The sequence below is a fragment of the Mesorhizobium sp. M6A.T.Ce.TU.016.01.1.1 genome, from assembly GCF_003997065.1.
Taxonomy (GTDB): Bacteria; Pseudomonadota; Alphaproteobacteria; order Rhizobiales; family Rhizobiaceae; genus Mesorhizobium; species Mesorhizobium mediterraneum.
Map to the genome: position 1 here is coordinate 65,951 of NZ_RZTJ01000021.1, position 24,446 is coordinate 90,396.

Sequence of the window (24,446 nt, forward strand, 5' to 3'; positions counted from 1 at the left end):
GGCGTCTGAACGAGGCTTGACAGGTGCGTTGCGACGTTTGGCGTCGGACATGAATTTCGCATTGCAAAGTTCTTCCGCAGACGCCTCAAGCACACTGCATCGGCGTCACGTACTCAAACGTTGAATGCGGCACCGCACCATCACCTCAGGCGGACCATGGCACGCGCGCTCGGTTGATACCGTCCTGTCCAAGCGAGACTGCGACATCGCCGCCTCCGCCTTGAAAACGCGGAGAAAGCGGGACGCACTGACTTAGGTCAGAGACAGGACGAGCGCGCAACGAAACAATGATGGATCAGCGACGTGGGACGACAGCTCCTTGCACACCTCAATCCTGACAAAGTACCGGGACCCCCGGCCGCCTTGGTATACCATCTATCCGACTGTGCCAGACTTCTCTGCGGCGGTTGGTGCTGACGATTATGAGGAATGGCTGAGGGGCCTCCCGGCCGACGAATCGGTGTCGCTCTATTTCCACATTCCGTTTTGCCGATCCATGTGCTGGTATTGCGGCTTCCCTACCGCGGTCACCCGTCGCAACGGCCCGATCCTTAATTATTTGGCGGTGCTGCGTCAGGAGATCAGTTTGGTGTCGGAGCAAGCGCGGCAAGGGCTGCCGGTGAGCGATGTGCATTTCGGCGGCGGAACGCCTCACCTTATCGGGCCAGCCGAGCACTTGGCGCTGATGGAATTTCTACGCCGCCACTTCGCTTTCAGCAAAACTGCTGCGATCGCCGTGGAGATCGATCCCCGAACGTTCACACCGGAAATGGCCGAAGCCTTGGCAGCTACCGGTGTCAACCGCGCGAGCATCGGCGTGCAGAGCTTTGATCCCGATGTGCAAAAGGCGATCAATCGGATCCAGAGTAAGGTGCAGACGGCCGCTGCCGTCGAAAATCTCCGCCGGCATGGCGTTGGCCATATCAACTTCGATCTCATCTTCGGTCTCCCGAAACAGACTGTGCAGTCCTGCATCCAGACCGCGATGGCTGCGGTCGCCATGCGCCCCAACCGGTTTGCGGTGTTCGGCTACGCGCATATTCCTTCCGTGATAAAGAATCAGCGCCTAATCGAGCAGGCAGGTCTACCGGACGGCGATGTTCGCGCCGAACAGGCTGCAGCTGTCGCCGAGACACTGGTTGGCGCCGGCTACCGGGAGATCGGGCTCGATCATTTCGCTCTGCCGGACGACGAACTCGCGCTAGCGCAGAAGACCGGGCGCCTGCGGCGTAATTCGCTGGGATACTCGGCCGATACTTGCAAAACCGTGATCGGCTTCGGCGCGTCGGCTATTGGCCGAGTCGGCGAGGGGTACGTTCAGAACGAAGTAACACGGGATTCTTACGCCCGGCACATCGCAAGTGGACGTCTGGCGACATCAAAGGGCCACCGTCTGACCGACGATGACCGGGTGCGCGCAGCAATCATCGAGCGAATGATGTGCGATTTGGAGGCCGACGTGCCGACCATCTGTGCCGCCCACGAAATCGAACCAGCTCGTTTTCTCGATTCAGTTGAGCGTTTGGTGACGCTGGCTGAGGAGGGGATCGTGGACGTCGAAAACGGCTTCATCCGCGTGCGGCCGGAGCACCGCTTTGTTGTTCGCGCCGTTGCTGCTGCATTCGATGCTTTTCTCGCGAATCGATGAGTTGAGGCCACGACTCCGAAGGCATCAGACCTTGTTTGGCGCTCGTCGGCATGGGCTCTCGCAGAAGACTCCGCAAGCGCATGCAGGGGACTTCCACTTGACGCCGCGTTCATCATCATCTCGCCTGGGTGCGCTCGATCGCACAACTCGGAGCACGCTGCTCTCGGTGTGAGGCTGTGCTCTGCAAAGCACCGGTGATCCACCCTGTCCCTGGATAGCAGCTTGATGGCGTCATCTTGGAGGACGAGAAAAGATTGTCGAGGTACGGGTACGAATTGCCTCGGTCGTTCGTTCAATCGAAAGCACTGTCTGCGGAGGCACCTCTCCTTCATGCAGTGACAGGAGATGCTGGCCGACTTCCTTATCTGCTGCGGTGAGTCGATGATTTAGGCGGAGAAAGTCCATCCAGGTGGGGGTGCGGAATGTCTCCGTCCAAAGTGACGGTGTTTGCAGATTTCGCTGGAGCGTCCAGTTTCGTGCACCGGCACGGCTCTGGACGTGTCGCCGCGTGCGCATGTAGCCCAGAAAGGCCTCGATATTTTCCTCCGATATCAAATACTCGACCTTGGCCACGATAGGGCCACTTCTGGGTTTCAGATCGTGAGCCACGTCCGGCGGATGAAAAACTGAACTTTCTTGATCCGTTTCTTCCCAGGGACGGACCGGCAACACGATCCCCGCTGCTGCAACCAGCAACAGAGCGCCCGCGGCGCCCTCCAATGCTGAGGTCAAGGAATAGTTTTGCGCGACAGAACCCCAGATCCAGCTGCCAGCAGCCATACCGCCTGCGCTCAAGGCGTAGTAAATGGAGAGCGTGCGGCCTACAACCCACCTTGGGCTTGCCAACTGCACCGACACGTCAATGCCCGTCCAGGTGATAAGCCAACCCGCTCCGCCGAGCGCCAGCGAAATGGCCGCCACAGGAACCGACGATGTCAGGGCAAGGGAGAGGCAACAGACTGCACAAGCCACAGAGGCGAAGGCCACCAGCCTGTTTTGAGACGTGACCTTCCTCAAGAAGCCGTTGCCCATGCCCGCGATGAAAGCACCCATGCCGAAGCCGGCCAATAAGATACCGTAGACAATTGGCCCACTCTTCAACTGATCCCGGACGACGAGAGGGAGCAACGCCAGAATGGAGATGCTTGCCAATCCGAAAAGAGCTGCTCGGGCGGTCGCTGCCCTGATCTCCAAAGACATCGCCGTAAAGCGCACTCCGTCATGAATTGCCGTCGTCATTCTCTCACGAGGGAGAGGCGAAGAGCGGACCTCCCATTTGGTGCGCCATATCGCGCTTATAGGCGCCAGATCACTCACCGCAGCCAAGGCGAAAGCGGCCAGCGGCCCAAAGACGGCCAGGATCACGCCCCCTAAGGCCGGACCAACGCTGCGCACAATGTTGTATCCGACGGACATAAGCGTCACTGCGGCCGGAATGTCGCGTTTGTGAAGGATATCGCCGACCGAAGCGTGCCAGGCCGGATCATTCAAGGCAAAGCCGCAGCCGGCCAGGAAACCTAACCCGAGAATCAGCCAAGGACTGACAAATCCCAGACCCACAGAAATCATCAGCGTCATCGACGCCGATGCTATCAGGCAGTGTCCCGCAAACATCACCCACCGGCGGCTGAAGTTGTCGGCAATGGCTCCGGCGAAAACTGAGAGGAAGAACACCGGCAATGTAGATGCGGCCTGGACGAGTGCAACCATAAGGTCGGACGCAGAAATCGTTGCCATAAGCCAACTGATGGCGACCGTTTGCACTAGCCAACCCAGGCTGGAAATCTGGGTGGCCGTCCAAATTGAGCGAAACACCTTGTTTCGAAATGGAGCCAGCGTCTTTGAAACGGGCGGTTGAGGATTTTCGCTCTGCATGAGGTTTTGCTGGCCTTCGATGAGCGCTGCGATTTGAGCAAGCGGTTCGGTACTTAGACATCGCGGAGCACCGCACGGAACCAGCTCTATGGAGCTTGCCGGCGACTATTTACGTATTGAGCCATTCTCATAGTCTCATTCAATGAGCAGTCCTATGCGCAAGCGTTGCTTTGCTAAATTCCCACGACAAGCGCGCCGCCGCTGAGACCCGCACCCGCTGCCGCCAAGAGGACTTTCTCGCCAGGCCGAAACGGCTGCGCCCGATGGGCGAGCGACAATGAGAGCGGGATCGTCGCGGCGGAAGAGTTGCCATATTCGGCGATCGTCTTGACCATCGAGTGATCTGTGATGCCGAGGTTCCTGCCGACCGCGTCGAAAATGCGAGCATTTGCCTGATGCGGCACGAAACGATCGAGGTCTTGCGGCCTCAGTCGGGCAGCAGTGAGCGCATCTCTCGAGCAGGCGGTCATCATCTCCACGGCCTTGCTGAATACTTCACGGCCGTCAGTGATCGTCATCCGTGTCTGCGCGAGGTCGAGGTCGCCATGGAACGGCGTGTTGCTTCCGCCGGCGGGAATCTGGATCAGCCCGTAGCCCGAACCGTCGGAATCCACCGAAGCACCAAGAATGCCCCGGTCAGTGTCTTCGCACGGGCCGATCACCACGGCGCCGGCGGCATCGGCAAACAGCACGGCGCTGGCGCGCTCGGCCGAATTGATGCGGCGGCTGAGGATGTTGGCGGCGATGACAAGGCTCGCTTTGCCGTGCAGGCGGGTGAACCCGTCGGCGAACATCAGCGCATAGATGAAGCCGGCGCAGGCGCCGGTCAGGTCGATCGCGCCGGCGCGACCTAGTCCCAGCCGATGTGCGACCAGGGGCGCGCTTGGCGGCAGAAGATGATCGGGTGTGGAGGTAGCGAGCAACAGTAGGCCGATGTCGCCGCGGTCGATACCGGCATTGGTCAGCGCCATGTCGCCGGCGTGCGCGGCAAGGGCCGACAGCGTGTCTTCGTCCGCTGCCCAGAAGCGCGACCGTATCCCGGTGCGCTGCTCGATCCAGCCGGGTTCAAGCCCGAGACGATCTTCGATTTCCGGATTCTCCACCTTGCGCGCGGGCGCATGATGGCCAAACCCGAGAATGCGCGATGATCGGCTCATGGCTTTGAGCCGAAGCGTTCGCCGGCCTCCTCGATGGCGTCATAGAGCCCATCCAACTCGTTGCCGGTAATGCAATAGGGCGGCAGAAGGTACAGGACATTGCCGAGCGGGCGCACGAGCAGGCCGCGCTCAAGAAAAAAAGCGCGCAGTTTTGGCCCGATCTCGGCCAGATAACCGGCTGAGCCGGTGCGTAGGTCGAGTGCCGCGATGGTGCCGGTTGCCCGGCAATCGGTGAAGCGGGGGTTGTCGCGAAAGCGCTGGAGGCCAGCGGCCTGCATCGCGCTCGAGGCCGCGATCCGCTCGGCCACCGGCTCGTCGTGCCAGATCTCGACATTGGCAAGTGCCGCCGCGCATGCAATCGGATTGGCGGTGTAGGAGCTCGAATGGAAAAACGTCTTCTTGCGATCCTCGGAATAGTGAGCCTGGAAGATGGCATCGGTGGCGATCGTGGCGGCCAGCGGGATGGTACCACCGGTCAGACCTTTCGAGGTGCACAGGATGTCCGGCGAGACGGACGCCTGTTCGCAGGCGAACATGGTTCCGGTGCGCCCCCAGCCGGTCATCACTTCATCGGCGATCAACAGCGTGCCGGCGGCCTCAGTGATCCTCTTCAATTCGGTCAGAACCCAGGCCGGATACATGAGCATGCCGCCGGCGCCGAGCACGAGCGGCTCGACGATCAGCGCGGCGGCGCGCCGGTCGCGGGAGAGTGCCTCGAACCGATCCAGCGTTTCCTGCTCGCGCCCGGCGGCCGGGAAGGGGATGGTGTCGACCTCGAACAGCAAGGGCTCGTAGGCGGCGTTGAACACGCCACGGGCGCCGACGCTCATCGCCCCGATCGTGTCGCCATGATAGCCGTGCTCCATGACGACGATGCGCGAACGCGGCGCGCCGATGTTGCGGAAATAGCCGAGCGCCATCTTCAGCGCGACTTCGATTGAGGTCGAGCCACTGTCGGAATAGAACACCCGGTCGAGGCCGGCGGGTGCGAGGCCGACAAGCGCCTCGGCCAGGCGCTCGGCCGGCTCGTGGGTGAAGCCCGCGAAGATGATCTGGTCGAGGCTCGACGCGGTCGTCTCGATGGCCTTCATGATGCGGGGGTGGCGGTGGCCATGAGTGACGACCCACCAGGAAGAAATCGCATCCAGGATGCGGGAGCCGTCGGCCTTGTGGAGATAGGCGCCTTCAGTCAGCACGATTTCAGGGATCGAGGGCTCTAGCGCGTGCTGCGTGAACGGATGCCAGACTCGAGACTGCGCCATCAGTCGCCTCCGGCAATCATGGCCAGGTCGAAGCCGGAAATCATTGCATCTCTCAACGTTTCACCCGTCAGCGGACCGAGGTGCGGCAGCCTGCCGAGCTGCGGCACGCCGCCGAATTCCACGATTGTCCTTTGCGTATCGGCCACCTCTTCGCCCATGAAGGCAATGCCGATGAGCGGGATGGAGCGGGCTCTCAGGGCCTCGATCGACAACAGCGTATGATTGATGGTGCCGAGCGCGGTGCGGGCGCACAGTATGACCGGCAGCCGCCATTGTTCGAATATGTCAATGAACCTTGTCTGTCGATTGAGCGGCACCATCAGCCCGCCGGCGCCTTCGATGACGAGCGGTGTCGGCAGGACCGGAAATGAAAGATCGTCGGCCTCGATCGCGACGCCGTCGATTTCGGCTGATCGATGCGGCGACAGCGGCATCGTCAGTCGATAGACTTCGGGCAGCACGCGTCCGTCGGGCAAGCCGGAAAGCCGGGCGACGACCTCGCTGTCAGTCTCCTCGTCGAGGCCCGATTGCACCGGCTTCCAGTAGAAGCCGTCGAGCAGCCCGGCAAGTCCGGCCGAAAACACTGTCTTGCCAATTCCGGTGTCTGTTCCGGTGACGACGATGCGTTTGGTCATGCTGTGGCCAACACCTCGACGAGAGCCTCGACCATGGCGGAAATGTCGGTCTCGTCGATGTTGAGCGTCAGCGAAATGCGCAGGCGCGATGTGCCCTCGGGCACCGTCGGCGGACGTATGCCGCGTATGTCGAAGCCGCGTGCCTGCAGGGCCGCCGCCACCGCCATGGTGCGCCCAACGTCGCCGATGACAAATGGCTGGATCTGCGAGCCGCTGGGTACGACGCCGCAGCGCTCGGCCAATTGGCGGCCGGCGCAGGCAACGCGTTCCTGCAGCTGAGCGCGGCGCATGGGCTCGTCGGACAGAATAGTCAGCGCTTCGCGCGCCGCGGCCGCCATCAGCGGCGAGGGCGCGGTGGCGTAGATGAACGGCCGGCACCGGTTGACGAGATAATCGCACAGTGTCCTCGGCCCGGTGACGAGTGCACCGGATGCGCCGAGCGCCTTGCCGCATGAGTGGAGCGTGACGATGTTGTCGCGGCCTTGGCACGCGGCGGCCAGTCCCCGGCCGTCCGGTCCCCAGACGCCGGTGGCATGCGCTTCATCGAAGACGATGAATGCCTGGTACCGATCAGCCAGCGCGACCAGGCTCTCCATCGGCGCGCGGTCGCCATCCATGCTGTAAAGGCTTTCGACGGCGATCCACACTCGCCCCATGCCGCCTTCAGCGCGCCAGCGGGTGATTGCGTCCTCGACAGCGTCGACGTCGTTGTGCGCGGCCAGCTTGAACTCGGCGCGCCCGGCCTGCGCGCCCTCATGCATGCTGGCATGGGCGAGTTCGTCGAGGACCAGCAGGTCGCCTTTCTGCGGCAGCGCGGTCAACAGGGCGAAGTTGGCGATGTAGCCGCTGCCAAAGAACAGCGCACGGTCGGCGCCGAAGAATGCCGCGGCGTCCGCCTCCAGTTGCTCATGTTCCGGTGCGTTGCCGCGCAACAGCCGCGACCCGGTGGCGCCAACCGGCGTGCCCCGCGCAATCGCCGCCGCAACCGCTTCGCCAAGTCTTTTGGAGGCGGCAAGTCCGAGATAGTCGTTCGACGAGAAGTCGAGACCGGCGCGCGGTGCGAGCGTCCGCAACCGGTCCTTGCGCGCCAGTCCGCGCAAGGATGCGTCATAGCGGGCAAGAATTGCCTCGTTCATTGCGTGGCGAGTTCCATCGGCTCGATGCCGAGACGCTGGAACAGAAGGCTATCCTTGTCCTCGCCGGGATTGTCCGCCGTCAGCAGCGTGTCGCCGACAAAGATCGAGTTAGCGCCGGCAAAGAAGCACAACGCCTGCGTTTCGTCGCTCATCGCCGTCCTGCCGGCGGACAGCCTTACACAGGATTTCGGCATCATCACCCGCGCGAGCGCAACGATGCGGACGAAATCGATCGGATCGATGGCGTCGGCCGCGGCAAGCGGCGTGCCTTCGATGGGAATAAGCATGTTGATCGGCACGCTTTCCGGCGGCTCGGGCAGGTTCGCGAGCGTGACCAGCATGTCGATGCGATCGGTCTTTTCTTCTCCCATCCCGACGATGCCGCCGCAGCAGACTTTCATCCCAACCGCGCGCACGTGCCCAAGCGTTTCCAGCCGGTCGGCAAAAGTCCTGGTTGAAATAACCTCGCCATAGTAGCGCTCAGAGGTATCGATGTTGTGGTTATAGTAGTCGAGACCGGCCTGCTTCAGGCGAGCAGCTTGCTCAAGATCGAGCGTGCCGAGTGTCATGCAGGTCTCCATGCCGAGCGCCTTGACGCCCTCGATCATGGCGACCACGACGTCCATGTCGCGCTCCTTGGGACTTCGCCACGCCGCGCCCATGCAATAGCGCGTTGCGCCGCCATCACGCGCCTTGGCCGCTTCGTCGATGACATGCTTGACGTTCATCAGCTTCGACGCCTTCACCCCGGTTTCGTAATGCGCAGACTGGCTGCAATAGCCGCAATCTTCGGGGCAGCCGCCGGTCTTGATGCTAAGGAGCCGCGACAGCTGCACTCGGTTTCGATCGAAGTTCTGGCGGTGGATCGTCTGAGCTAGGAACAGCAGATCGTTGAATGGCATGCCGTAGATGGCCTCAGCCTCTTTGCGGTTCCATCGCGGAGGCGTTCCATCGACCGATTGCATGGTCTGGTTCACGTCGAACTCCGAGTTCATTCCAACCGTCATCGTCAAACCTTTGTTGCTAGTCCGGTACGCCTTCAGGAGTCTGTCGACCGGCAAGCCCGGTCCGACTTGGCTTTGGAGCGCACTCGCTAAAAGGCGAGCTGCGGCACGTCTTCCCACCGCCTTCCTACGCCTGCCGAGCTGATGTTGCTCCTCATGCCGTAATCCTCAGTTCAAATGCTTGCAGATGTTCTGGTGGTCCGGCATGTCCAGGCCGATGTCGAGGATCGGGGCGCTGTGCGTCAGCCATCCCATGGAGATGAGATCGACACCGGTCGCCGCAATCGCCGCCGCCGTTTTCGGCGTCACCCGACCGGAAGCCTCGGTGATCGTACGGCCACCCACTATAGAAACCGCGCGGGCAAGATCCTCGACCGACATATTGTCGAGCAGCACCGCGTCAACACCAATCGCGAGCGCTGCATCGAGCTGCTTCAGCGTGTCGACCTCAACCTCGACCTTCACCATATGCCCTGCGGCGGCGCGCGCCCGCTCTATTGCTGTGCGGATATCGCCGGCGATCGCGATGTGGTTGTCCTTTATGAGCACGCCGTCATCGAGGCCGAAGCGGTGATTGGCACCGCCGCCGACGCGCACGGCGTATTTTTCCAATACCCGCAGGCCGGGCGTCGTCTTTCGCGTCGATACGATCCTCGCCTTGTGACCGCGCACGGCCTCAACCATCGCCGCTGTGGCAGTGGCAATGCCGCTCAGCCGGCATAAGAAATTGAGGGCAGTGCGTTCGGCCGTGAGCAGGCCTCGCGCGGGTCCGGACAATTTTGCAATGGTTTCCCCGGCCCCGACATCGCTGCCATCAGGGCGCCAGATCTGGATGTTGATCGCCGGTTCCACGAGCAGGAAGGCATACGAGACCAGATCGAGCCCGGCAACGACGCCCGCCTGCCTCGATTTGAGCACCAACGTGGCAGTGCAATCATGCGGGATAACCGCATCGCTGGTCAGGTCGCCGCATCTGCCCAGGTCTTCGAGGAGCGCACCGCGCACAATCGGTTCGATTAGGGTCGCGGGGAGGGGGGAGAATGAAATCATATCAGGTGCTCCGTATGGTAGCCCGGCAATCGAGTGCGGCCGCGGCCCGCATTGCGCTGTGCAGTGTCAGCCGTGATGGGCGCGCGTCGGCATCGTGGAGCGGGAAATCGGACCGACAGTGCGCGCCTCGACTCTCTTCCCGCCCCAGGGCCGCCACGGCGATCATCAGTGAGACCAAAGCCGGGCCAGAGGCAGCGACATTGTCAGCTGCGATCGGCAGCAGGGTCGCCACCGCTTCGCGCATTGCCTCGCCGTCGCGGATGATACCCAGGGCGGCGGAGACAATTGGGCGGACCGCGGAAGCGTCTGGTCTTGGAGGGATGAATGTGGAGCATCTGCGCGGTCGCCGGGTATACGACGTGCCGGCAACGCTTTCGGCAACCCAGCTCGCGGTGACCGCCGCTTCGGTGAGCGAGTTGCTGGCCAGGCGGTTGGCGCCGTGCAGGCCGGTACAGGCGACCTCACCGCAGGCCCACAATCCCTCGATGGAGCTGCGGCCGGCGCTGTCTACGGCGACGCCGCCCATGTGATAATGTGCCGCCGGGCGCACCGGGATCGGGTCGGTCGCGGGGTCGACCCCTGCGCTCCGGCACAATTCGGCGATGCCTGGAAAACGCTTGCTAAATCTCGGGCCGAGACTTTGCCGTGCATCCAGGAATACGCGGCGTCCAACGGCAAGCTGGTGCCAAATGGCGCGCGCGACGACGTCGCGAGGCGCAAGTTCACCGCCAGGTGTGTCAGCGAGGAAGCGCTCTCCTCGCTCATCGATGAGCACCGCGCCTTCGCCACGCACGGCTTCGCTCACCAGCGGCATCGGCCGGCGCGGACCGTCGAGCGCAGTTGGATGGAACTGTATGAATTCCAAGTCGGCGAGTTCCGCCCCCGCCCATGCGGCGAGCGCCAGCCCGTGACCCCATGAGCCAGCGGGGTTTGTCGTATCGCAAAACAGCCCGCCGACGCCGCCAGTCGCCAGCACCGCGCGACGCGTGGGCAGAGCGAGCGCGCCGGCTCGTCCTGCGGCGACCACGGCGATGACCGACCCGTCCTGCACGACCAGCCGGCGGACCTCCACATTTTCGATAGTGGTGATCGAGGCTGTACGCCGAACCGCGGCGATGAGCACGCGCACCAACTCGCGACCGGTGGCGTCGCCAGCTGCATGCACAATCCGCCGTCGCGAGTGTGCCGCCTCGAGCCCAAGTCGCAACGCGCGGTCAGGGTGCTGGTCGAAGGCGACGCCGAACCTTTGGATCGTCCTAATCGCTTCGGGTGCAGCTCGGACCACTCGCCGCACCGTGGCCTCGTCGCAGAGTCCGTCGCCGGCAGCTATCGTGTCGCAAAGGTGAAAATCCGGGCCGTCGTCGCCGCCGAGACTTGCCGCAAGACCGCCCTGGGCAAGCTCACTGCAGGCTCCGGTTCCAAGCGGCGCGTTGGTCAAAAGCACGACCGGTTCCGGCGCCAGATGAAGCGCCGTCATCAGGCCGGCAATGCCGCCGCCGATGACGACCGGCGCCCCGGCGATGTCGCGAACCTCCAGGCTCATAGGGAAAGCATGCGCTCGACCGCGCGGCGGGCGGGGCCGGCAATTTCCGGATCAATCCGGACCTCATGCCGGTTCTGCTCGAGCGCGGCGCGAATGTTGGCGAGGTTGATGCGCTTCATGTGCGGGCACAGGTTGCATGGGCGAACGAACTCGACGTCGGGATGCGCGACCGCGACGTTGTCGCTCATCGAACATTCGGTCAGAAGGACGACACGCGTCGGTTTCTCCCGCTCGACATAATCCGACATCGCTGCGGTCGAGCCGGAGAACTCCGCCTCCGCGACAACGTCTGGTGGGCATTCTGGATGGGCCAGCACGATGACGCCTGGATGGGCATCGCGCAGTTCCCGAATGTCTGCTGCGGTGAAGCGCTCATGCACCTCGCAATGGCCTTTCCAGGCGATGATCTCGACGTCTGTATCGGCTGCCACGTTCCTCGCCAGATATTCGTCCGGCAGCATCAGCACACGCGCCACGCCAAGCGATTCCACCACCGCCTTCGCGTTGCCGGACGTGCAGCAGATGTCGGACTCCGCTTTTACGGCGGCCGAAGTGTTGACGTAAGTAACAACGGGGACCCCCGGATACCGCAGCCGCATTAACCGCACGTCGTCTGCCGTGATCGATTCGGCCAGCGAGCAGCCGGCGCTGAGATCCGGGATGAGCACGGTCTTGTTCGGATTGAGCAGTTTTGCCGTCTCGGCCATGAAATGAACGCCGGCAACCACGATGATGTCGGCGTCGACCGTCACCGCCTTGTGGGCCAACGCCAGGCTGTCGCCGACGATGTCTGCCACGCAATGAAAAATTTCGGGCGTCTGGTAATTGTGCGCCAGCACCACCGCATTGCGCTCACGCTTCAGCGCTAAGATGGCTTCAATATCGCCGGCGAACGCGAGCCATTCAACGGGAGGGATCACCCGCCGGACACGCTCATACAGGGACGCAGCCATAGGTAACGCCCCAGTCATTGGCGCCTCGATTATATTCGGTTTGACAATAAGGGAATATGTCTACCTTGACTATAAGTATGTCAAGCCCGCGCCAGCGGTAATTTTGTCCCGGCGATAGCCCTGTCGTCGAGAACGGCATGGCGGAAGCGATAAAGCTTCGCCGGTCGGCCGCCCGTGTCGAGGGAGGTCTCCCCAGTCTCCTCAACAAGTTCCTGCTGCTCGACCAATCTCCGGAAGTTCGGCTTGTTGATGAGCCTGCCAGCCAGAGCTTCCACGGTTCGCTGCAGTTGCAGCAGCGTGAAGGAAGGCCGCATAAGCTCGAACACGACCGGCCGGTATTTGATCTTCGAACGCAGCCGCGCGATCCCGGTTGCCAGAATACGACGGTGGTCAGCGACCATTGGTTTGCCAGCCGCGGCCGCAATCGCGTCCCTGCCGCCACCGGCCTCTTCAATCAGAGCAGCTTCATAGAGCAACTCGTAGCGTTGGAGCGTGAGTTCCTCGTTCCAATGGCGGTCGTCGAAGCCGAAGGCTATCGCAGCGCGCTGCCGGCGCTCGCGTTGAGTGGTCGGCTCGCTGGCGCCGCCGGCCCACTCAATCAGGCGGGGCCGCAATCTATCGAACAGCACAGGCGGCGTGCCGAAGCGGTGGTCCTCCCAGGGAAAATATTCGTACCAACTTTGCCAGCCGCACGCGGCCGAGTTCGTTGCCTGTTCCTTCCTGGTCAATGCAAGATAGCTGATTGAGATGACGCGCTGGTGGCGCTCAGTGCCGATGCGATCGCGATCGGCGAAGGTGTAGAGTTGCTCGATGTATCCCAGTGCATGGCCGGTCTGCTGCTCCACCCACCCCCTCAAACCCGACTGCAGCGATCGATGCTCAAGCGCAAAAGGTCCAGAAGGGAGGGTGTCCGCATGACCGACGGTGAGGACACAGGGCTCACTGTCGTTTACGGCGACCACGACGGCAGTCAGGTCCACTTTGGCTTCGTCAGCTTTGACGGCGGCTTTGCCTTTCTTGGTTCTTCTTGTCTGAGGATCCATGTTTGCGAAAGTGGGTTGGCCCAACGGAGCGCCTTAATCGATTGAATGTAACCTTGGCAGCCAGCACGTCAACACCGTAGTACTCAAGCGCTGTTTTTAGCTCTTCGCAGTCGCACAAAAATATGCCAAACGCGACACCCGCTGTTGGTAACGTAAGGGAAGGGGGCGTCGGTTGAGCGCGGCTGGTGAGATAAAAGGGATTACCCCTCCAGATATTCGATTGCGAAAAGGCCAGACGCCACTTGTATGCTTGACGGCCTACACCACGCCGGTCGCGAGGCTACTCGATCGCCACTGCGACATCGTTCTTGTCGGCGACAGCGTCGGCATGGTGCTGCACGGCCTGTCGTCGACGCTGGGCGTCACGCTCGACATGATGATCATGCACGGACAGGCCGTTCGCCGCGGCCTTGAACACGCACTGATGGTCGTCGACCTGCCCTTCGGTTCCTACGAGGAAAGCCCAGAGCACGCTTTCGGCAACGCTGCGCGCGTGATGGGTGAGACCGGTTGTTCAGCGGTGAAGCTCGAGGGCGGCGAGACCATCGCGGAAACCATCCGCTTCCTTACCGCGCGCGGCGTACCTGTCATGGCCCATGTGGGGCTGACGCCGCAGGCGGTAAACACGTTCGGAGGCTATCGTGTGCAGGGCCGGGGAGCCGATGCAGAGCGGATCAGGCGCGACGCCAGGGCGGTAACCGAGGCGGGCGCCTTCTCCTTGGTGCTCGAAAAGATACCGGAGCAGCTTGCACGGCAGATAACCGCCGATATCGACATACCCACCATCGGCATCGGTGCCTCGCCATCTTGCGACGGCCAGATTCTGGTGAGCGACGATATGCTCGGGCTCTTCACATCATTTCGGCCGAAGTTCGTCAAACGCTATGCCGAGCTCGGTGAGCAGGCTGAGGCGGCAATCGCCGCTTACGCCACCGATGTGCGGAACCGGCACTTTCCGGCGGTCGAACATCTCTATGTCAACGCCTTGAAGGCCGGAGACTTCACATGAGCGTGCCGATCGCTCGAACCGTGAGCGAGCTGCGCGCCGTCGTTGCGCAATGGCGTCGCTCGGGTGCCACGATCGGTACTGTGCCGACCATGGGAGCCTTGCACGACGGGCATCTGAGCCTTGTGCGGAAGGCGCTTGAAAGGGCCGAGCGGGTGATCGTGACGCTGTTCGTAAACCCCAAGCAGTTCAACAGCCCCGCCGACCTGATTGCCTATCCTCGGACGGAAAGCGAAGATGCTGCCAAGCTCGCGCCGCTGGGCACGCATCTGCTCTGTGTGCCGGACGCAGAGGAAATGTACCCGGCGGGCTTCGCCACGGTCGTTTCAGTGTCCGGCATCAACGAATGCCTGTGCGACGCATTCCGGCCCGGCCATTTCAATGGCGTGGCGACGGTCGTGGCCAAGCTCTTCCTGCAGGCCGGCGCTGACTTCGCCTTTTTTGGCGAAAAGGATTTTCAGCAACTTCAGCTTGTCAGGCGCTTGGTCCGGGACCTCGACATTCCGATCACTATTGTGCCCTGTCCGACAGTCCGCGAAGCCGATGGTCTTGCGCTATCGTCGCGTAACGTGCGGCTCTCCCCAGCCCAACGCGCCATTGCCCCAAAACTAGCATCGGTCCTGCTCGATACGGCCGAGCGGCTTGCACGCGGCTCTCCCATCCTGCCTACGCTTGATGAAGCGCGTGCAACAATTCTGGCTGCCGGCTATCGCGAGCTCGAATACCTGGAGCTTCGCGGAGAAACAGACCTGCAATCGTTAGCAAGCCTTGACCGACCGGCACGCTTGCTTGCTGCGGCTTGGCTTGGCGACACGCGGCTCATCGATAACGTCGCAATATCACCCATCGGTAGTTGGTCAGGTGCGCGGAGCTCTCTCCAATCGGAAGCAGCACAGCAATTGCGGTGATGACGGCGGCGCGTCGTACGCCCTGCAGGGACAGGCCATCATTTAGAACCACGTCTCCGCCCGGCTTCCAGCAACCTCCGCGAGGTACGCAAAGCGCAGATGCATCGCGTATTTGAAACCTTGGTCGAGCAACTCTCTGCAAGCGTCGATGCCGTCGATCTCCATGAGGCAATGGCGTCCGCCGCAGCCGGATTCGACTTTCCGTTCTTCGCTTATTTCACCTACCCATCCGCTTCCGGCGACACGCCGCGATTGATCTCGAATTATCCATCATCATGGACATCACATTACCTGCAACTGCGCTACCACAGCGTGGATCCCGTGATCCTGCGGGGACTGCGAGGCTGGGATACCTTCGACTGGGGTGTGGACCGCGATCACCGTTATTTGCCGACCTCGCAGCAGGAAGTCCTGGAAAAAGCAGCTGAGTTCGGCATTCGCGGCGGACTGACCATGTCGATGCATGATCCTCGCGGCCGGTTCGCCGCACTGACCTTCGCCTCCAACGAGGCGCATCCGCCACTTTTGAGGTCGCTGACGCGCTACGAAAAAGCAATGCAGTTGGTTGCGATCAACGTTCATATCCATGCCCGGCGCAGGCTCGCCGAAGATTGCGTGGTAGATGGCATAACGCTCACCCCGCGGGAGTTCGAGTGCCTGAAATGGGCGGCGTGCGGCAAGTCGGCCTGGGATATCAGCCAGATTCTCGGTGTCTCGAAACGCACCGTGACCTTCCATCAGGAAAACGCCAAGGCGAAGCTTGGCGTGCGAACCATCAACCAGGCCATAGTGCGGATGGCTGCTCGGGCGAGATCCTGATCCTCTCCAAGGCTAGCTGTAAAGGTCTACAGGCTGCATTCATGACGGCTTTGCCCTTCGATTGCGTGGACACATCCCGCACGGAGACGACAATGATGCAGCTGATAACACCCGACTGCTACGCCGAGTTCGCGAGCGAACTCAGGGAAATGCACGGGCTTAGGTATCGGGTTTTCAAGAAGCGGCTCGATTGGGAAGTGCAGACCGAAGGCGAAATGGAAACGGACCCGTTTGACAGCCTGAACCCCGTCTACCTACTTCTCAAGGGGTCCGATTGGCGAACTTGCGGCTGCGTCCGCCTTTTGCCGACCACCGGACCGACTATGTTGCGCGATACGTTTCCGGCGCTGCTGGATGAGATGGTGGTCCCTGCGAGTGCCGATATCTGGGAGAGTAGTCGTTTCGCGCTCGATCTCCCTGCGACAGCGCCGAAGGCTGCTGGCGGCCTGGCACAAGCAACCTACGAGCTCTTCGCGGGCATCATCGAATTCGGCTTGGCCAACAATCTCTCCGGGATCGTAACGGTGACAGATACGCGCATCGAAAGGATCCTTCGTCTCGCGACCTGGCCGTTGTCACGTATCGGACAGCCCCAGCAGGTCGGCAACACCGAGGCAGTCGCCGGCTTCCTCGAGATTTCCTACGCCAGTCTCTTGCGCATCCGCTGGAGGGGACGCCTGAACGGGCCGGTGTTGTGGCAACCAGTTCTCATCCAATCGGCATAGCGCCTGCGGATGCTCAGCCGTGACCTGGGTTAAGTCTGCTCACGGCCGCCACCGCCCGCCGTCAAGCTGAGGGGACCCGGCCCCACGAGCATTCGACTGTTCCGGTCGATCGACTCGCGCGGCCGGACTTCGGATTTCCGTAGGCGCAACCCGCAGTCCAGCGTGAGCACGCCAAAATGGCGCCCGTCCGCTTGGAAAGAAGCCAATGTGGCTTCTGAGGTCGCCTTGGAATATTGGACCGGCCGCCGTGAGCGATCCCAACCTCAAACCTTTGCCGGTATGCCGGTTTGGCCGGACCGTCGGCCAGTCGGAGCAGTCCCCCGATAAGGACCCGAGCTGACGCGCGATCCAACAGCGCCCAAGCCTATGCTATGTGCATTACCGTTCGGTTGGCCATATCGTCCAAGACCGCATGAAGAAGGCTTCCAACCTCCTGCGCAGCGAACTCTGCGCAATTCCTACATCGGACAATTGAATGAGCATTTTCTTGGCAGCACAGCGCCAGAACGCACTCGCCGCCTCGCCCTTCTTGGTCTCGAGGGCCTGGGCGATACTTTCGACCAATGTGCGTCGCCGATCCAGCGGAAATACCCAAAAGTTTGAGTCATGCATCAATCACCTCACAGTTTCAGTTCCACAAAGAAAACACCGGCGTCTTCAAAAGCGCCCCGCTAGCGCGGTGACGGTTCGCGGCGACATGACGAGTTCCACTTCCCCGTCGACAAGCCATTGGGCGATGAGCCGCCGGACCGCACATCCGACCGCAGATAAGGTGAACCACCATTGCTGATCCGGCTGCGTTTCCTGTGCCGCTCCGCGACGAGGCGTTCCAGCCCGAATTGACGTCCAATGACTTGATTTCTGAAAGGGCAGGGCGGCACGAATCACCCGACTGTTCCGCCGCTTACATTCCTGCGAGCTTGTGTATGAACGATTAAAGCGTGCCCGAGCCGTTCTTGGTGGCCGCAGAAGGGAATCATGTCATCCGCGCCTATCGTAAGGCCGCGCGACTTCTAGCATGGCTGCACTGCCCCGATAGGGCTTTGCAATCGCGCGTTTCGAAGCCTATGCTTTGGCATCGGCCGTCAGTTACTTCGGATGCAGCCGACAGTAAGAGGTACGCGCTCTTGCCCGCATGGGAGAGAGCCTTGCCCGAATCCCTTTTTCGCAACCGGGTGCTGAAATCCCTTTCGCCGGAGGACTTCGCGCTGTTGCGACCTTCGCTGCATCGCGTCGAACTGGACATCAAGGCTCAGTTGGAGATCGCGCATCAGCCGATCAGGAATGGATATTTTCCCGAGAGGGGCGTCGCCTCGGTGGTCGCCACCATGACCGGCGGACGGCAATGTGAAGTCGGCATTATCGGATATGACGGGATGACAGGAATTGCCGTCATTCTCGGACAGGACAGCTCTTCCAACGAGACCTATATCCAGGTCGCAGGCAATGGCTGGCGCCTGCCGGTTGAAATCCTTCGTCCTGCGGTTGCGGAAAGCCCGTCGCTGCGCACGTCAGTGCTGGACTATGCCCACGCGTTCCTTGTCCAGTCGTCCCGGACGGCACTGGTCAATGGCCACTCCAAAATCGAGGAACGGCTGGCCCGCTGGTTGCTGATGATCCATGACCGCTCTGACGGAGACAAGATCTACCTGACGCATGAATTTCTGGCGACCATGCTCGGCGCCCGCCGTCCCGGGGTCACCACGGCCCTGCAAATGCTTGAATATCGAGGACTTGTCCGTGCCAAGCGCGGCGAGGTCACGATTATCGACCGCGTCGGATTGATGGAACTCACGCATGGCGCTTACGGCGAGGAGGAGCAACGTTATTTCGGCCTGGCCACCGCTGCCTGATTGTCCGGTATCGGACATAGGCTTGAAGGCTGCCGAACTCCCGTCCTAGATCGTGTCAGTCAGAGTTTCAGGGAGGCGGGTGAAAAGCCGCCGAAGCCTATGTTCTGTCCAGAGGCAAGGCCCGGTTCCTCTCCACCGCCCAGGCGATCCGCGCCATTCGAACGCTTATGCCGGCGTGCAAAGCGACCGATCGCGAGTTGAGGAATTGGTGGCGGCGACGTCCATCGTTCACGGTGTGCCCGTCGCCTTCGACGCAAGGACAGCCGATGGAGTAGAACCACGGCTGCATTCCTAGGAGGGAATGCCGCGCCGTCCAGACTGTCAGATCGGGCATTCGTCAGATGGTTGTCCGCTAACTTAACTGGCAGAGTCTACAGGACGTGTCCAGCATTGCGAACTCACCGATCGCTTGGCGGCCAAAGCTGCCGGCAAGCGATCGCCTCATCCAGCCGTCTGCACCATCTCATCACAGACATCATCGGCGATGCTACCTGCCCAGCATATGTCCAGCATTTCGCAGGGCGGCCAGAAGGAGCCTCGCATAGCCTGTGACATCGATCTGGGCCTGCATGGACAGGGGCATGCTGGTCCAGTTCTCCAACGGTGCAATGAAAGGTGAGAAGGTGCCATTGACAAGGCAACAGCAGCTAACAAGGCCCTCTCGGTCCAATGCCACCACACCGATCTTGTCGCCTGGATATCCAATGGCTGCGACTCGCTGGACCTCCAGGTCACCGTCAACCCGCACGTCGAAAAGAAGGCTACCACGGCTCCTCGTGGCTATCTCAGCCGCCTTCTCATCAAAGCTTGAAGAGAGCAAGCGGACGCTTTCCACCGCCATCTGGAAAATCACCAAATCCAGTTCATTCACGGCCATATGGGCAATTGCGCGCAATGGGTGGTGATTGCAATGACACACACTGCTTGTTCACAGATGTCGGTCACGAACGATCATTCGTCGGGTTCCGGTTCCGACCAACGGTGTGGCCACCTGATCGTGCTGCGGTTCGAACATTCCTAACGCGAGCCGAGCGCGCTGTTGATGAGGATGGAGTCTGGGTCTCGGGCCCTGCCTCGCGGCTTGCTCATCCTTGGCAGACCCCTTGCAACGCCGCCGCGATGGCGCAAACGCCAGATGACGCTGATCCATCGCTTGATCGTGAACTGAGCTTCTGAACACCCTTGGTGGGACAGCAGGGTGGAAGGGCTTGACCAACGCTGCCCCCGTTTTCGAAGAGGGCCCGTCCTCGATTGAATCTTTGGAGCCCCGTGCGGCGCGCAGGCAAATGTTGACCATCTGGACGCACGTCCCAGACCCCAAGGCAAACAGGAAACCTTCCAGCCAGCCAAGCTGCGCCGAAGCAAAGAGCGACCTTTGGAATTCCCAAGAACTGAGCCTTCCATAGTTGACTGGCAACCGCAGCGCGAGTGCGGGAGAGCGAACAAGCACTGCGTGAGAGGTCCTGCGCGTTTTCCCCTCTTTGCTATTTGGCACATCGCTTGCGCCGAAGTAGGCGCAGCGTTCGACCGGAGCACTGCATGAGAGAAGGAGGAGCCCCACCCCGATCCGGTCAAGGAGAGAAACGGTGTTGGTTCCACAAGTCCCCATAGCGAACGCAGCGGCCCGCAAGCGCCATTTTGCCCGGGCCTACGTGCAGGTGCTTGCCGCCATAATCCTGGGTCCCGCAATCGGCTATTTCCATTTGGAGACCGGCCAGAGCCTGAAGCCGCTCGGCGATGCCTTCGTCGATGTCGTCAAGATAATCACCGTACCTGTCATCTTCCTGACAATTGCGACCGGCATTGCCGGCACGAACGATCTTCACAAGGTCGGCCGAGTTGCCGGCAAGGCGATGATCTATTTCGTCACCTTCTCAACGCTCGCACTTGTCGTCGGACTTATCGTCGCAAATGTCGTTCAGCCTGGCGCTGGCCTCAACATCGATCCGGCTTCGCTCGATCTCCAGGCCGTGAAGGGCTTTGCGGCCAAGGCCCACGAGCAGTTTGTGACCGGTTTCCTGATGAACATCATCCCGTCAACCATCCCAGGGGCCTTCGCGGACGGCGACATCCTGCAAGTCCTGTTCTTCTCGGTCCTGTTCGGCGCGGTCTGCCGCTACAACGGCCGCTCGATCTTCTCTCTCGTCCGATACATCAAGGACGAGCTGCTGCTCGCAACGTCCTCCTCGGAGGCCGCGCTGCCCTCGCTCATGGAGAAGATGGAAAAGGCCGGCGCCACGCATTCGGTCGTGGGTCTCATTCCATTCAATCTGGACGGCACGAATATGATGCTCGCCGCCCTCTTCATCGCCCAGGCGACGAAAACTGATCTGCCGATCGGCTGCCGGATCCTCATGCTGTTTGTCGCATTGTTCCCTTCGAACGGAACAACCCGCATCACCGGTGCAGGCCTCGTCACAATGGCTGCAACGCTCTTTCTTGTTCCGGCCGCACCGGTCACCTCCGTGGGTCTTATTCTTGGCGTCGATCAGCTTATGTCCGAATGCCACGCGCTGACGATTTTTCTCCGCAGCGTAGCGGCAACGCTGGCTGTCGCCCGGTCTGGGGCGAGCGGGATAAACGACGATTCGGGGAGCGCCTCACTAGCGGACCGTTCAGCGCTCTGGCGGTGGACGGTCAAGTCGCCCGGCGTGGTGAACGCAGTTCCCCGCGCGAACGACGCTCAGCTATTGGGGTGGGCCCGATGGCGCAAAGCCGTATTTGAGAAACCGCCAGATCGCACCGGCACCTGTGCGCCTGTAGCAACTGCGGGGCACGATCCAAAGCGACCCACTTTACACCAAAAAGGCGGGCCGTTGCTGCCAGGCCGTCCATGGATTTGAGCCTCATGTCTAAGACAACTGCCACCACTCTCGCGGTTCTCCTTTTTCTCCTCGCCGTGCTGCTTTCGGTGCTGGTGAGCCATAATAGCGCGCACCCACACCGGCGGGAAAGGCCGCCCCCGACCATGCAGTCGTGCCAATGGACAGTCAAAAGTGGAGCGGCGCACTCGTCAACGACCCCGCTTCGCCAAATCGCCGGCAACCCGGAACGTCCGGGGACCCTTCAGCGCTCTGCCGGGCGGACGGTCAGTCGCCCGGCGTGGTGAATGGCGGTCGCGGTTGCCCAGCCCGCGCGAACGACGCTCAGCTGGTGGGGTGGGCCCGATGGGGCAAGGCCATCTTTCCAGAAACCGCCAGAGCGCACCGGCATCGATAGCTGTGCGCCCTCGCGACTGCGCCCTGTGGCAAGTGCGGGGCTCGATCAAAAGCATTTTACACCAAAAGGCGGGCCGTTGCTGCCACGCCGTCCATGGATTGGAGACTCATGTCTAAGCCGACTGCCATCACTGTCGCAGCTCTTCTTTTACTCCTCGCCGTGCTGGCGAGGCAATATAGCGCGAACCTGCACCGGCAGGCGTGGTCGATCGACTGGCAAAAGTGGAGCGGCGCATTCGACAACGACCCCCTTCGCCAATCGCCGGCAACCCGCAAGGCGGTGCCGTTCTGGTCATATTCAATCACTACCACACCTGTCCGCATTGCAGACTGGCAGATCTCAACTACCAAAAAGCCTTCAAGAATGATCCCAATCTGAAGCTTGTGATCAAACAGTTCCCGGTCCTGAGACCGGATTCCCAATTCCCAGCCTTCGCCGCACTCGCCTCCAGAAAACAGGGAAAGTATGACGAATTCCGCCGCGCCCTTATGAGTTTCCCAAGTCGGATTAACGAAATCAGTCTCATGATCGCAGCACGTGTGGGCCTCGACGTTGAGCAGCTCAAGCGGGACATGCAACATCCGGCCATCGCAGATGAATTTGCTCGCACCCGGGCACTCGCGAAAGGTCTGCACATCCTCGGTACGCCCGCGTTGCTGGTCGGCGATAAAGTGATCGCCGACCTGGTTGACATGGCCAGCTTGCAACGCTTGCTCGCCGATGCGCGCTCAAGCGTGCTGGCTCTCGTGCGGGGCAGCATCTGTAGATCGGCCACGCTGTTGTTGCCCGAGCGTGCCGTTTGTGGCAGCTGGCTTTGCTATTGCTCCTCGGCATCTTGTTGCGGTCATCCAGCTGCCGTGGGCGCCAACAACAATCCTGAGCGCCCGCGCCTCAAGGCGCTGGCCGGGTGCTCGTGAACCGAGCCCGCTTTTCTTCGCCAGGCTCAGGCGGTCTCGGCCCTGCGGCTTCGCCCCCTGGCGCGGGGCAGCCTTCGGCTGCTGACGGTCGCCGGCCTGTCGGCCGGCGTCGTTTTATCGTGGCCTTCCCCGGTGGCGCAGGTGGGCAGCACTCCCTTCTAGGCCCGCCGCGGCGTCCCGCAACCCTTCGCTTTCGCTTCGGGTCCTCCACTCCGTTCCGGTCCTGCGGATGCAGTCCGCCTCCGACGTCGGGCCTTTCCGGTCGCTTTCGCCGCCCACCCCGCTTCTGGGGAGGGCGCGCGATTGAAGAGCGGAGGAATTCACGAATGCGCGCAAACAACAAGCGTTCCGGCAGCCGACAGGCTGGCGCAGACAGTGGCGGGCGCACCGGCGCCAGCCTTTATCAGGAAATCACCGACCGCATCATTGCCGAACTGGAGCGCGGCACCGTGCCATGGGTCAAGCCGTGGGGCAGGGCAAGGACAGGCCTCGGCCTGCCGCGGAATGCGGCCACCCAGCGCCGATATTCCGGCATCAATATCCTGATCCTGTGGGGCGGGGTCATCGATCGCGGTTTCCCCAGCCAGAACTGGCTCACCTTCCGGCAGGCGCTTTCCCTAGGTGGCAATGTCAGGAAGGGTGAGCACGGCACCACCATCGTTCACGCTGACCGCTTTGTTCCCAAGAACGAAAAGCAACGCGCCGACACCGATGGCGACGAACCGCAGGCGGTGCCCTTCCTGAAGCGCTTTACCGTCTTCAATGTCGCGCAGTGCGATAATCTGCCCGAACATCTTTATGCCGCCGGCGAGCCTCTGCCTGAGCGCGAGATGGTCCCGCAGGCCGAGGCGCTCATTCATGCAACCGGCGCTGATTTTCGCATCGGCGGCGAGCGCGCCTTCTACATGCCCGGCAGCGACACCATACAGGTGCCGCCGCAGCCGGCTTTCTTCCACCAGATCGACTATTACCGGACCTGCTTTCACGAGCTTGGCCACTGGACCGGCCACCCGACGCGACTCGCGCGCGACCTGTCCGGCTCCTTCGGGTCCAACACCTATGCGCGTGAGGAACTGGTCGCCGAAATCGCATCAGCCTTCATCTGCAGCAGTCTCGGCATCGAGCCGACCGTGCGCCATGCCGACTACATCGGCTCATGGCTGACGGTTTTGCGCGAGGACAACCGCGCCATCTTCCGCGCCGCAAGCCATGCCTCGAAAGCCGCCGATTTCCTGCTTGGCCTCAATGCCGATGTCGAAGGCGAGGCACATGCCGAAACCGCCCATGGGAGCGCGCAATCCTCACACGCGACCGCCTTGCGCCTCTGATGACGCAAAAGTCGCCCGCAATCAACTCGACAGTTCTTTTGAGGTTGCGCTAACGCCGATGGCCGGCGTTGGCGCCGATCGTTTATCGGACCGAGGTTCGCAAAAAAAGGGCGGCATTGCTGCCGCCCTCTCGTTGCGAAAGCCGCCAGAGCTGGATTAGAAATCCATACCGCCCATGCCGCCCATGCCGCCGCCACCCATGCCGCCAGGCATGCCGCCGCCGCCAGCCGACTCCTTTTTCGGAGCCTCCGCGATCATGGCTTCGGTGGTGACCAGCAGGCCGGCGACCGAGGCCGCATCCTGGAGAGCCGTGCGCACGACCTTGACCGGATCGACGATACCCATGGCGATCATGTCGCCATATT

General features: G+C 61.7%; 20 protein-coding genes and 2 pseudogenes. 9 read left to right on the forward strand and 13 right to left on the reverse strand.

The window, feature by feature from the left end:
* Nucleotides 1-319: 319 nt before the first annotated feature.
* On the forward strand, nt 320-1,648 hold the full coding sequence (gene hemN, locus EOC94_RS27420; protein ID WP_127294605.1) for an oxygen-independent coproporphyrinogen III oxidase: 1,329 nt from the start codon (nt 320-322) through the stop codon (nt 1,646-1,648).
* Nucleotides 1,649-1,879: 231 nt separating this feature from the next.
* On the opposite strand, the gene EOC94_RS27425 is transcribed toward hemN, so the two are convergent.
* From EOC94_RS27425 to EOC94_RS27470, 10 genes are all read right to left on the reverse strand, one after another.
* The gene (locus EOC94_RS27425; protein WP_127294607.1) at nt 1,880-3,523 is read right to left on the reverse strand and encodes an MFS transporter; all 1,644 of its coding nucleotides are present in this window, start codon (nt 3,521-3,523) and stop codon (nt 1,880-1,882) included.
* Between the two features lie 173 nt (nt 3,524-3,696).
* Nucleotides 3,697-4,680, reverse strand: coding sequence for a beta-ketoacyl-ACP synthase III (locus EOC94_RS27430; protein ID WP_126089911.1), 984 nt, complete (start codon nt 4,678-4,680; stop codon nt 3,697-3,699).
* On the reverse strand, nt 4,677-5,942 hold the full coding sequence (locus tag EOC94_RS27435; protein WP_126089910.1) for an adenosylmethionine--8-amino-7-oxononanoate transaminase: 1,266 nt from the start codon (nt 5,940-5,942) through the stop codon (nt 4,677-4,679). Before EOC94_RS27435 ends, EOC94_RS27430 begins: the two co-directional genes overlap by 4 nt.
* A complete protein-coding gene (gene bioD, locus EOC94_RS27440) occupies nt 5,942-6,577 on the reverse strand; it encodes a dethiobiotin synthase (protein ID WP_029354884.1) in 636 nt (211 codons plus the stop codon). The genes EOC94_RS27435 and bioD overlap by 1 nt, the downstream gene beginning before the upstream one ends.
* Nucleotides 6,574-7,713: an 8-amino-7-oxononanoate synthase gene (locus tag EOC94_RS27445; protein ID WP_127294609.1), complete on the reverse strand. Its 1,140-nt coding sequence runs from the start codon at nt 7,711-7,713 to the stop codon at nt 6,574-6,576. Before EOC94_RS27445 ends, bioD begins: the two co-directional genes overlap by 4 nt.
* Nucleotides 7,710-8,678: a biotin synthase BioB gene (gene bioB, locus EOC94_RS27450; RefSeq protein WP_245461392.1), complete on the reverse strand. Its 969-nt coding sequence runs from the start codon at nt 8,676-8,678 to the stop codon at nt 7,710-7,712. The genes EOC94_RS27445 and bioB overlap by 4 nt, the downstream gene beginning before the upstream one ends.
* Before the next feature lie 207 nt (nt 8,679-8,885).
* Nucleotides 8,886-9,767 carry a carboxylating nicotinate-nucleotide diphosphorylase gene (nadC, locus tag EOC94_RS27455; RefSeq protein WP_185928335.1) on the reverse strand — a complete coding sequence of 294 codons (882 nt, stop codon included), beginning with the start codon at nt 9,765-9,767 and terminating at the stop codon, nt 8,886-8,888.
* 1 nt (nt 9,768) lies between these two features.
* On the reverse strand, nt 9,769-11,310 hold the full coding sequence (locus EOC94_RS27460) for an L-aspartate oxidase (RefSeq protein WP_127294611.1): 1,542 nt from the start codon (nt 11,308-11,310) through the stop codon (nt 9,769-9,771).
* Nucleotides 11,307-12,281: a quinolinate synthase NadA gene (gene nadA / locus EOC94_RS27465; protein ID WP_126057765.1), complete on the reverse strand. Its 975-nt coding sequence runs from the start codon at nt 12,279-12,281 to the stop codon at nt 11,307-11,309. Before nadA ends, EOC94_RS27460 begins: the two co-directional genes overlap by 4 nt.
* Nucleotides 12,282-12,343: 62 nt before the next feature.
* Nucleotides 12,344-13,306: a hypothetical protein gene (locus EOC94_RS27470; protein ID WP_127294613.1), complete on the reverse strand. Its 963-nt coding sequence runs from the start codon at nt 13,304-13,306 to the stop codon at nt 12,344-12,346.
* A 172-nt stretch (nt 13,307-13,478) separates the two neighbouring features.
* Between EOC94_RS27470 and panB the strand changes: the two genes are divergently transcribed.
* The 4 genes from panB to EOC94_RS27490 all read left to right on the forward strand — a co-directional run bounded on the left by panB (nt 13,479) and on the right by EOC94_RS27490 (nt 16,764).
* Nucleotides 13,479-14,315, forward strand: coding sequence for a 3-methyl-2-oxobutanoate hydroxymethyltransferase (panB, locus tag EOC94_RS27475; RefSeq protein WP_127204249.1), 837 nt, complete (start codon nt 13,479-13,481; stop codon nt 14,313-14,315).
* Nucleotides 14,312-15,220: a pantoate--beta-alanine ligase gene (gene panC, locus EOC94_RS27480; protein WP_127294615.1), complete on the forward strand. Its 909-nt coding sequence runs from the start codon at nt 14,312-14,314 to the stop codon at nt 15,218-15,220. Before panB ends, panC begins: the two co-directional genes overlap by 4 nt.
* A gap of 99 nt (nt 15,221-15,319) precedes the next feature.
* Complete coding sequence (locus tag EOC94_RS27485; RefSeq protein WP_127204251.1) at nt 15,320-16,039, forward strand: LuxR family transcriptional regulator; 720 nt, start codon at nt 15,320-15,322, stop codon at nt 16,037-16,039.
* Between the two features lie 92 nt (nt 16,040-16,131).
* The gene (locus EOC94_RS27490; RefSeq protein WP_095486082.1) at nt 16,132-16,764 is read left to right on the forward strand and encodes an acyl-homoserine-lactone synthase; all 633 of its coding nucleotides are present in this window, start codon (nt 16,132-16,134) and stop codon (nt 16,762-16,764) included.
* Between the two features lie 378 nt (nt 16,765-17,142).
* Here EOC94_RS27490 and EOC94_RS34810 read toward each other — a convergent pair whose 3' ends face one another.
* Nucleotides 17,143-17,376, reverse strand: coding sequence for a DUF6074 family protein (locus tag EOC94_RS34810; protein WP_245461389.1), 234 nt, complete (start codon nt 17,374-17,376; stop codon nt 17,143-17,145).
* A 329-nt stretch (nt 17,377-17,705) separates the two neighbouring features.
* Here EOC94_RS34810 and EOC94_RS27500 point away from each other — a divergent pair, with 329 nt between their 5' ends.
* Entirely contained in the window at nt 17,706-18,617 is a 912-nt protein-coding gene (locus EOC94_RS27500) for a Crp/Fnr family transcriptional regulator (RefSeq protein ID WP_348627404.1), read from the forward strand.
* Between the two features lie 487 nt (nt 18,618-19,104).
* On the opposite strand, the gene EOC94_RS27510 is transcribed toward EOC94_RS27500, so the two are convergent.
* Nucleotides 19,105-19,494, reverse strand: coding sequence for a hypothetical protein (locus tag EOC94_RS27510; protein ID WP_029354905.1), 390 nt, complete (start codon nt 19,492-19,494; stop codon nt 19,105-19,107).
* Nucleotides 19,495-20,206: 712 nt separating this feature from the next.
* On the opposite strand from EOC94_RS27510, the pseudogene EOC94_RS27515 reads away from it, so the two are divergent.
* The 3 genes and pseudogenes from EOC94_RS27515 to EOC94_RS27525 all read left to right on the forward strand — a co-directional run bounded on the left by EOC94_RS27515 (nt 20,207) and on the right by EOC94_RS27525 (nt 24,081).
* Nucleotides 20,207-21,342, forward strand: a pseudogene (locus EOC94_RS27515) (cation:dicarboxylase symporter family transporter).
* 694 nt (nt 21,343-22,036) lie between these two features.
* Nucleotides 22,037-22,753: a DsbA family protein gene (locus EOC94_RS27520; protein ID WP_095486078.1), complete on the forward strand. Its 717-nt coding sequence runs from the start codon at nt 22,037-22,039 to the stop codon at nt 22,751-22,753.
* Nucleotides 22,754-23,079: 326 nt separating this feature from the next.
* Nucleotides 23,080-24,081: a zincin-like metallopeptidase domain-containing protein gene (locus EOC94_RS27525; protein WP_127294619.1), complete on the forward strand. Its 1,002-nt coding sequence runs from the start codon at nt 23,080-23,082 to the stop codon at nt 24,079-24,081.
* A 156-nt stretch (nt 24,082-24,237) separates the two neighbouring features.
* Here the strand turns inward: EOC94_RS27525 and groEL are convergent.
* Nucleotides 24,238-24,446: pseudogene (groEL, locus tag EOC94_RS27530) on the reverse strand (chaperonin GroEL); the annotation flags it as partial.

Excerpts from the sequence above, each read along its gene's own strand:
- EOC94_RS27425 (WP_127294607.1), bottom strand. The coding sequence starts at position 3,523 with ATGCAGAGCGAAAATCCTCAACCGCCCGTTTCAAAGACGCTGGCTCCA.
- EOC94_RS27430 (WP_126089911.1), bottom strand. The coding sequence starts at position 4,680 with ATGAGCCGATCATCGCGCATTCTCGGGTTTGGCCATCATGCGCCCGCG.
- EOC94_RS27435 (WP_126089910.1), bottom strand. The coding sequence starts at position 5,942 with ATGGCGCAGTCTCGAGTCTGGCATCCGTTCACGCAGCACGCGCTAGAG.
- bioD (WP_029354884.1), bottom strand. The coding sequence starts at position 6,577 with ATGACCAAACGCATCGTCGTCACCGGAACAGACACCGGAATTGGCAAG.
- EOC94_RS27445 (WP_127294609.1), bottom strand. The coding sequence starts at position 7,713 with ATGAACGAGGCAATTCTTGCCCGCTATGACGCATCCTTGCGCGGACTG.
- bioB (WP_245461392.1), bottom strand. The coding sequence starts at position 8,678 with ATGCAATCGGTCGATGGAACGCCTCCGCGATGGAACCGCAAAGAGGCT.
- nadC (WP_185928335.1), bottom strand. The coding sequence starts at position 9,767 with ATGATTTCATTCTCCCCCCTCCCCGCGACCCTAATCGAACCGATTGTG.
- EOC94_RS27460 (WP_127294611.1), bottom strand. The coding sequence starts at position 11,310 with ATGAGCCTGGAGGTTCGCGACATCGCCGGGGCGCCGGTCGTCATCGGC.
- nadA (WP_126057765.1), bottom strand. The coding sequence starts at position 12,281 with ATGACTGGGGCGTTACCTATGGCTGCGTCCCTGTATGAGCGTGTCCGG.
- EOC94_RS27470 (WP_127294613.1), bottom strand. The coding sequence starts at position 13,306 with ATGGATCCTCAGACAAGAAGAACCAAGAAAGGCAAAGCCGCCGTCAAA.
- panC (WP_127294615.1), top strand. The coding sequence starts at position 14,312 with ATGAGCGTGCCGATCGCTCGAACCGTGAGCGAGCTGCGCGCCGTCGTT.
- EOC94_RS27485 (WP_127204251.1), top strand. The coding sequence starts at position 15,320 with ATGCATCGCGTATTTGAAACCTTGGTCGAGCAACTCTCTGCAAGCGTC.
- EOC94_RS27490 (WP_095486082.1), top strand. The coding sequence starts at position 16,132 with ATGATGCAGCTGATAACACCCGACTGCTACGCCGAGTTCGCGAGCGAA.
- EOC94_RS34810 (WP_245461389.1), bottom strand. The coding sequence starts at position 17,376 with ATGCATGACTCAAACTTTTGGGTATTTCCGCTGGATCGGCGACGCACA.
- EOC94_RS27510 (WP_029354905.1), bottom strand. The coding sequence starts at position 19,494 with ATGGCCGTGAATGAACTGGATTTGGTGATTTTCCAGATGGCGGTGGAA.
- EOC94_RS27525 (WP_127294619.1), top strand. The coding sequence starts at position 23,080 with ATGCGCGCAAACAACAAGCGTTCCGGCAGCCGACAGGCTGGCGCAGAC.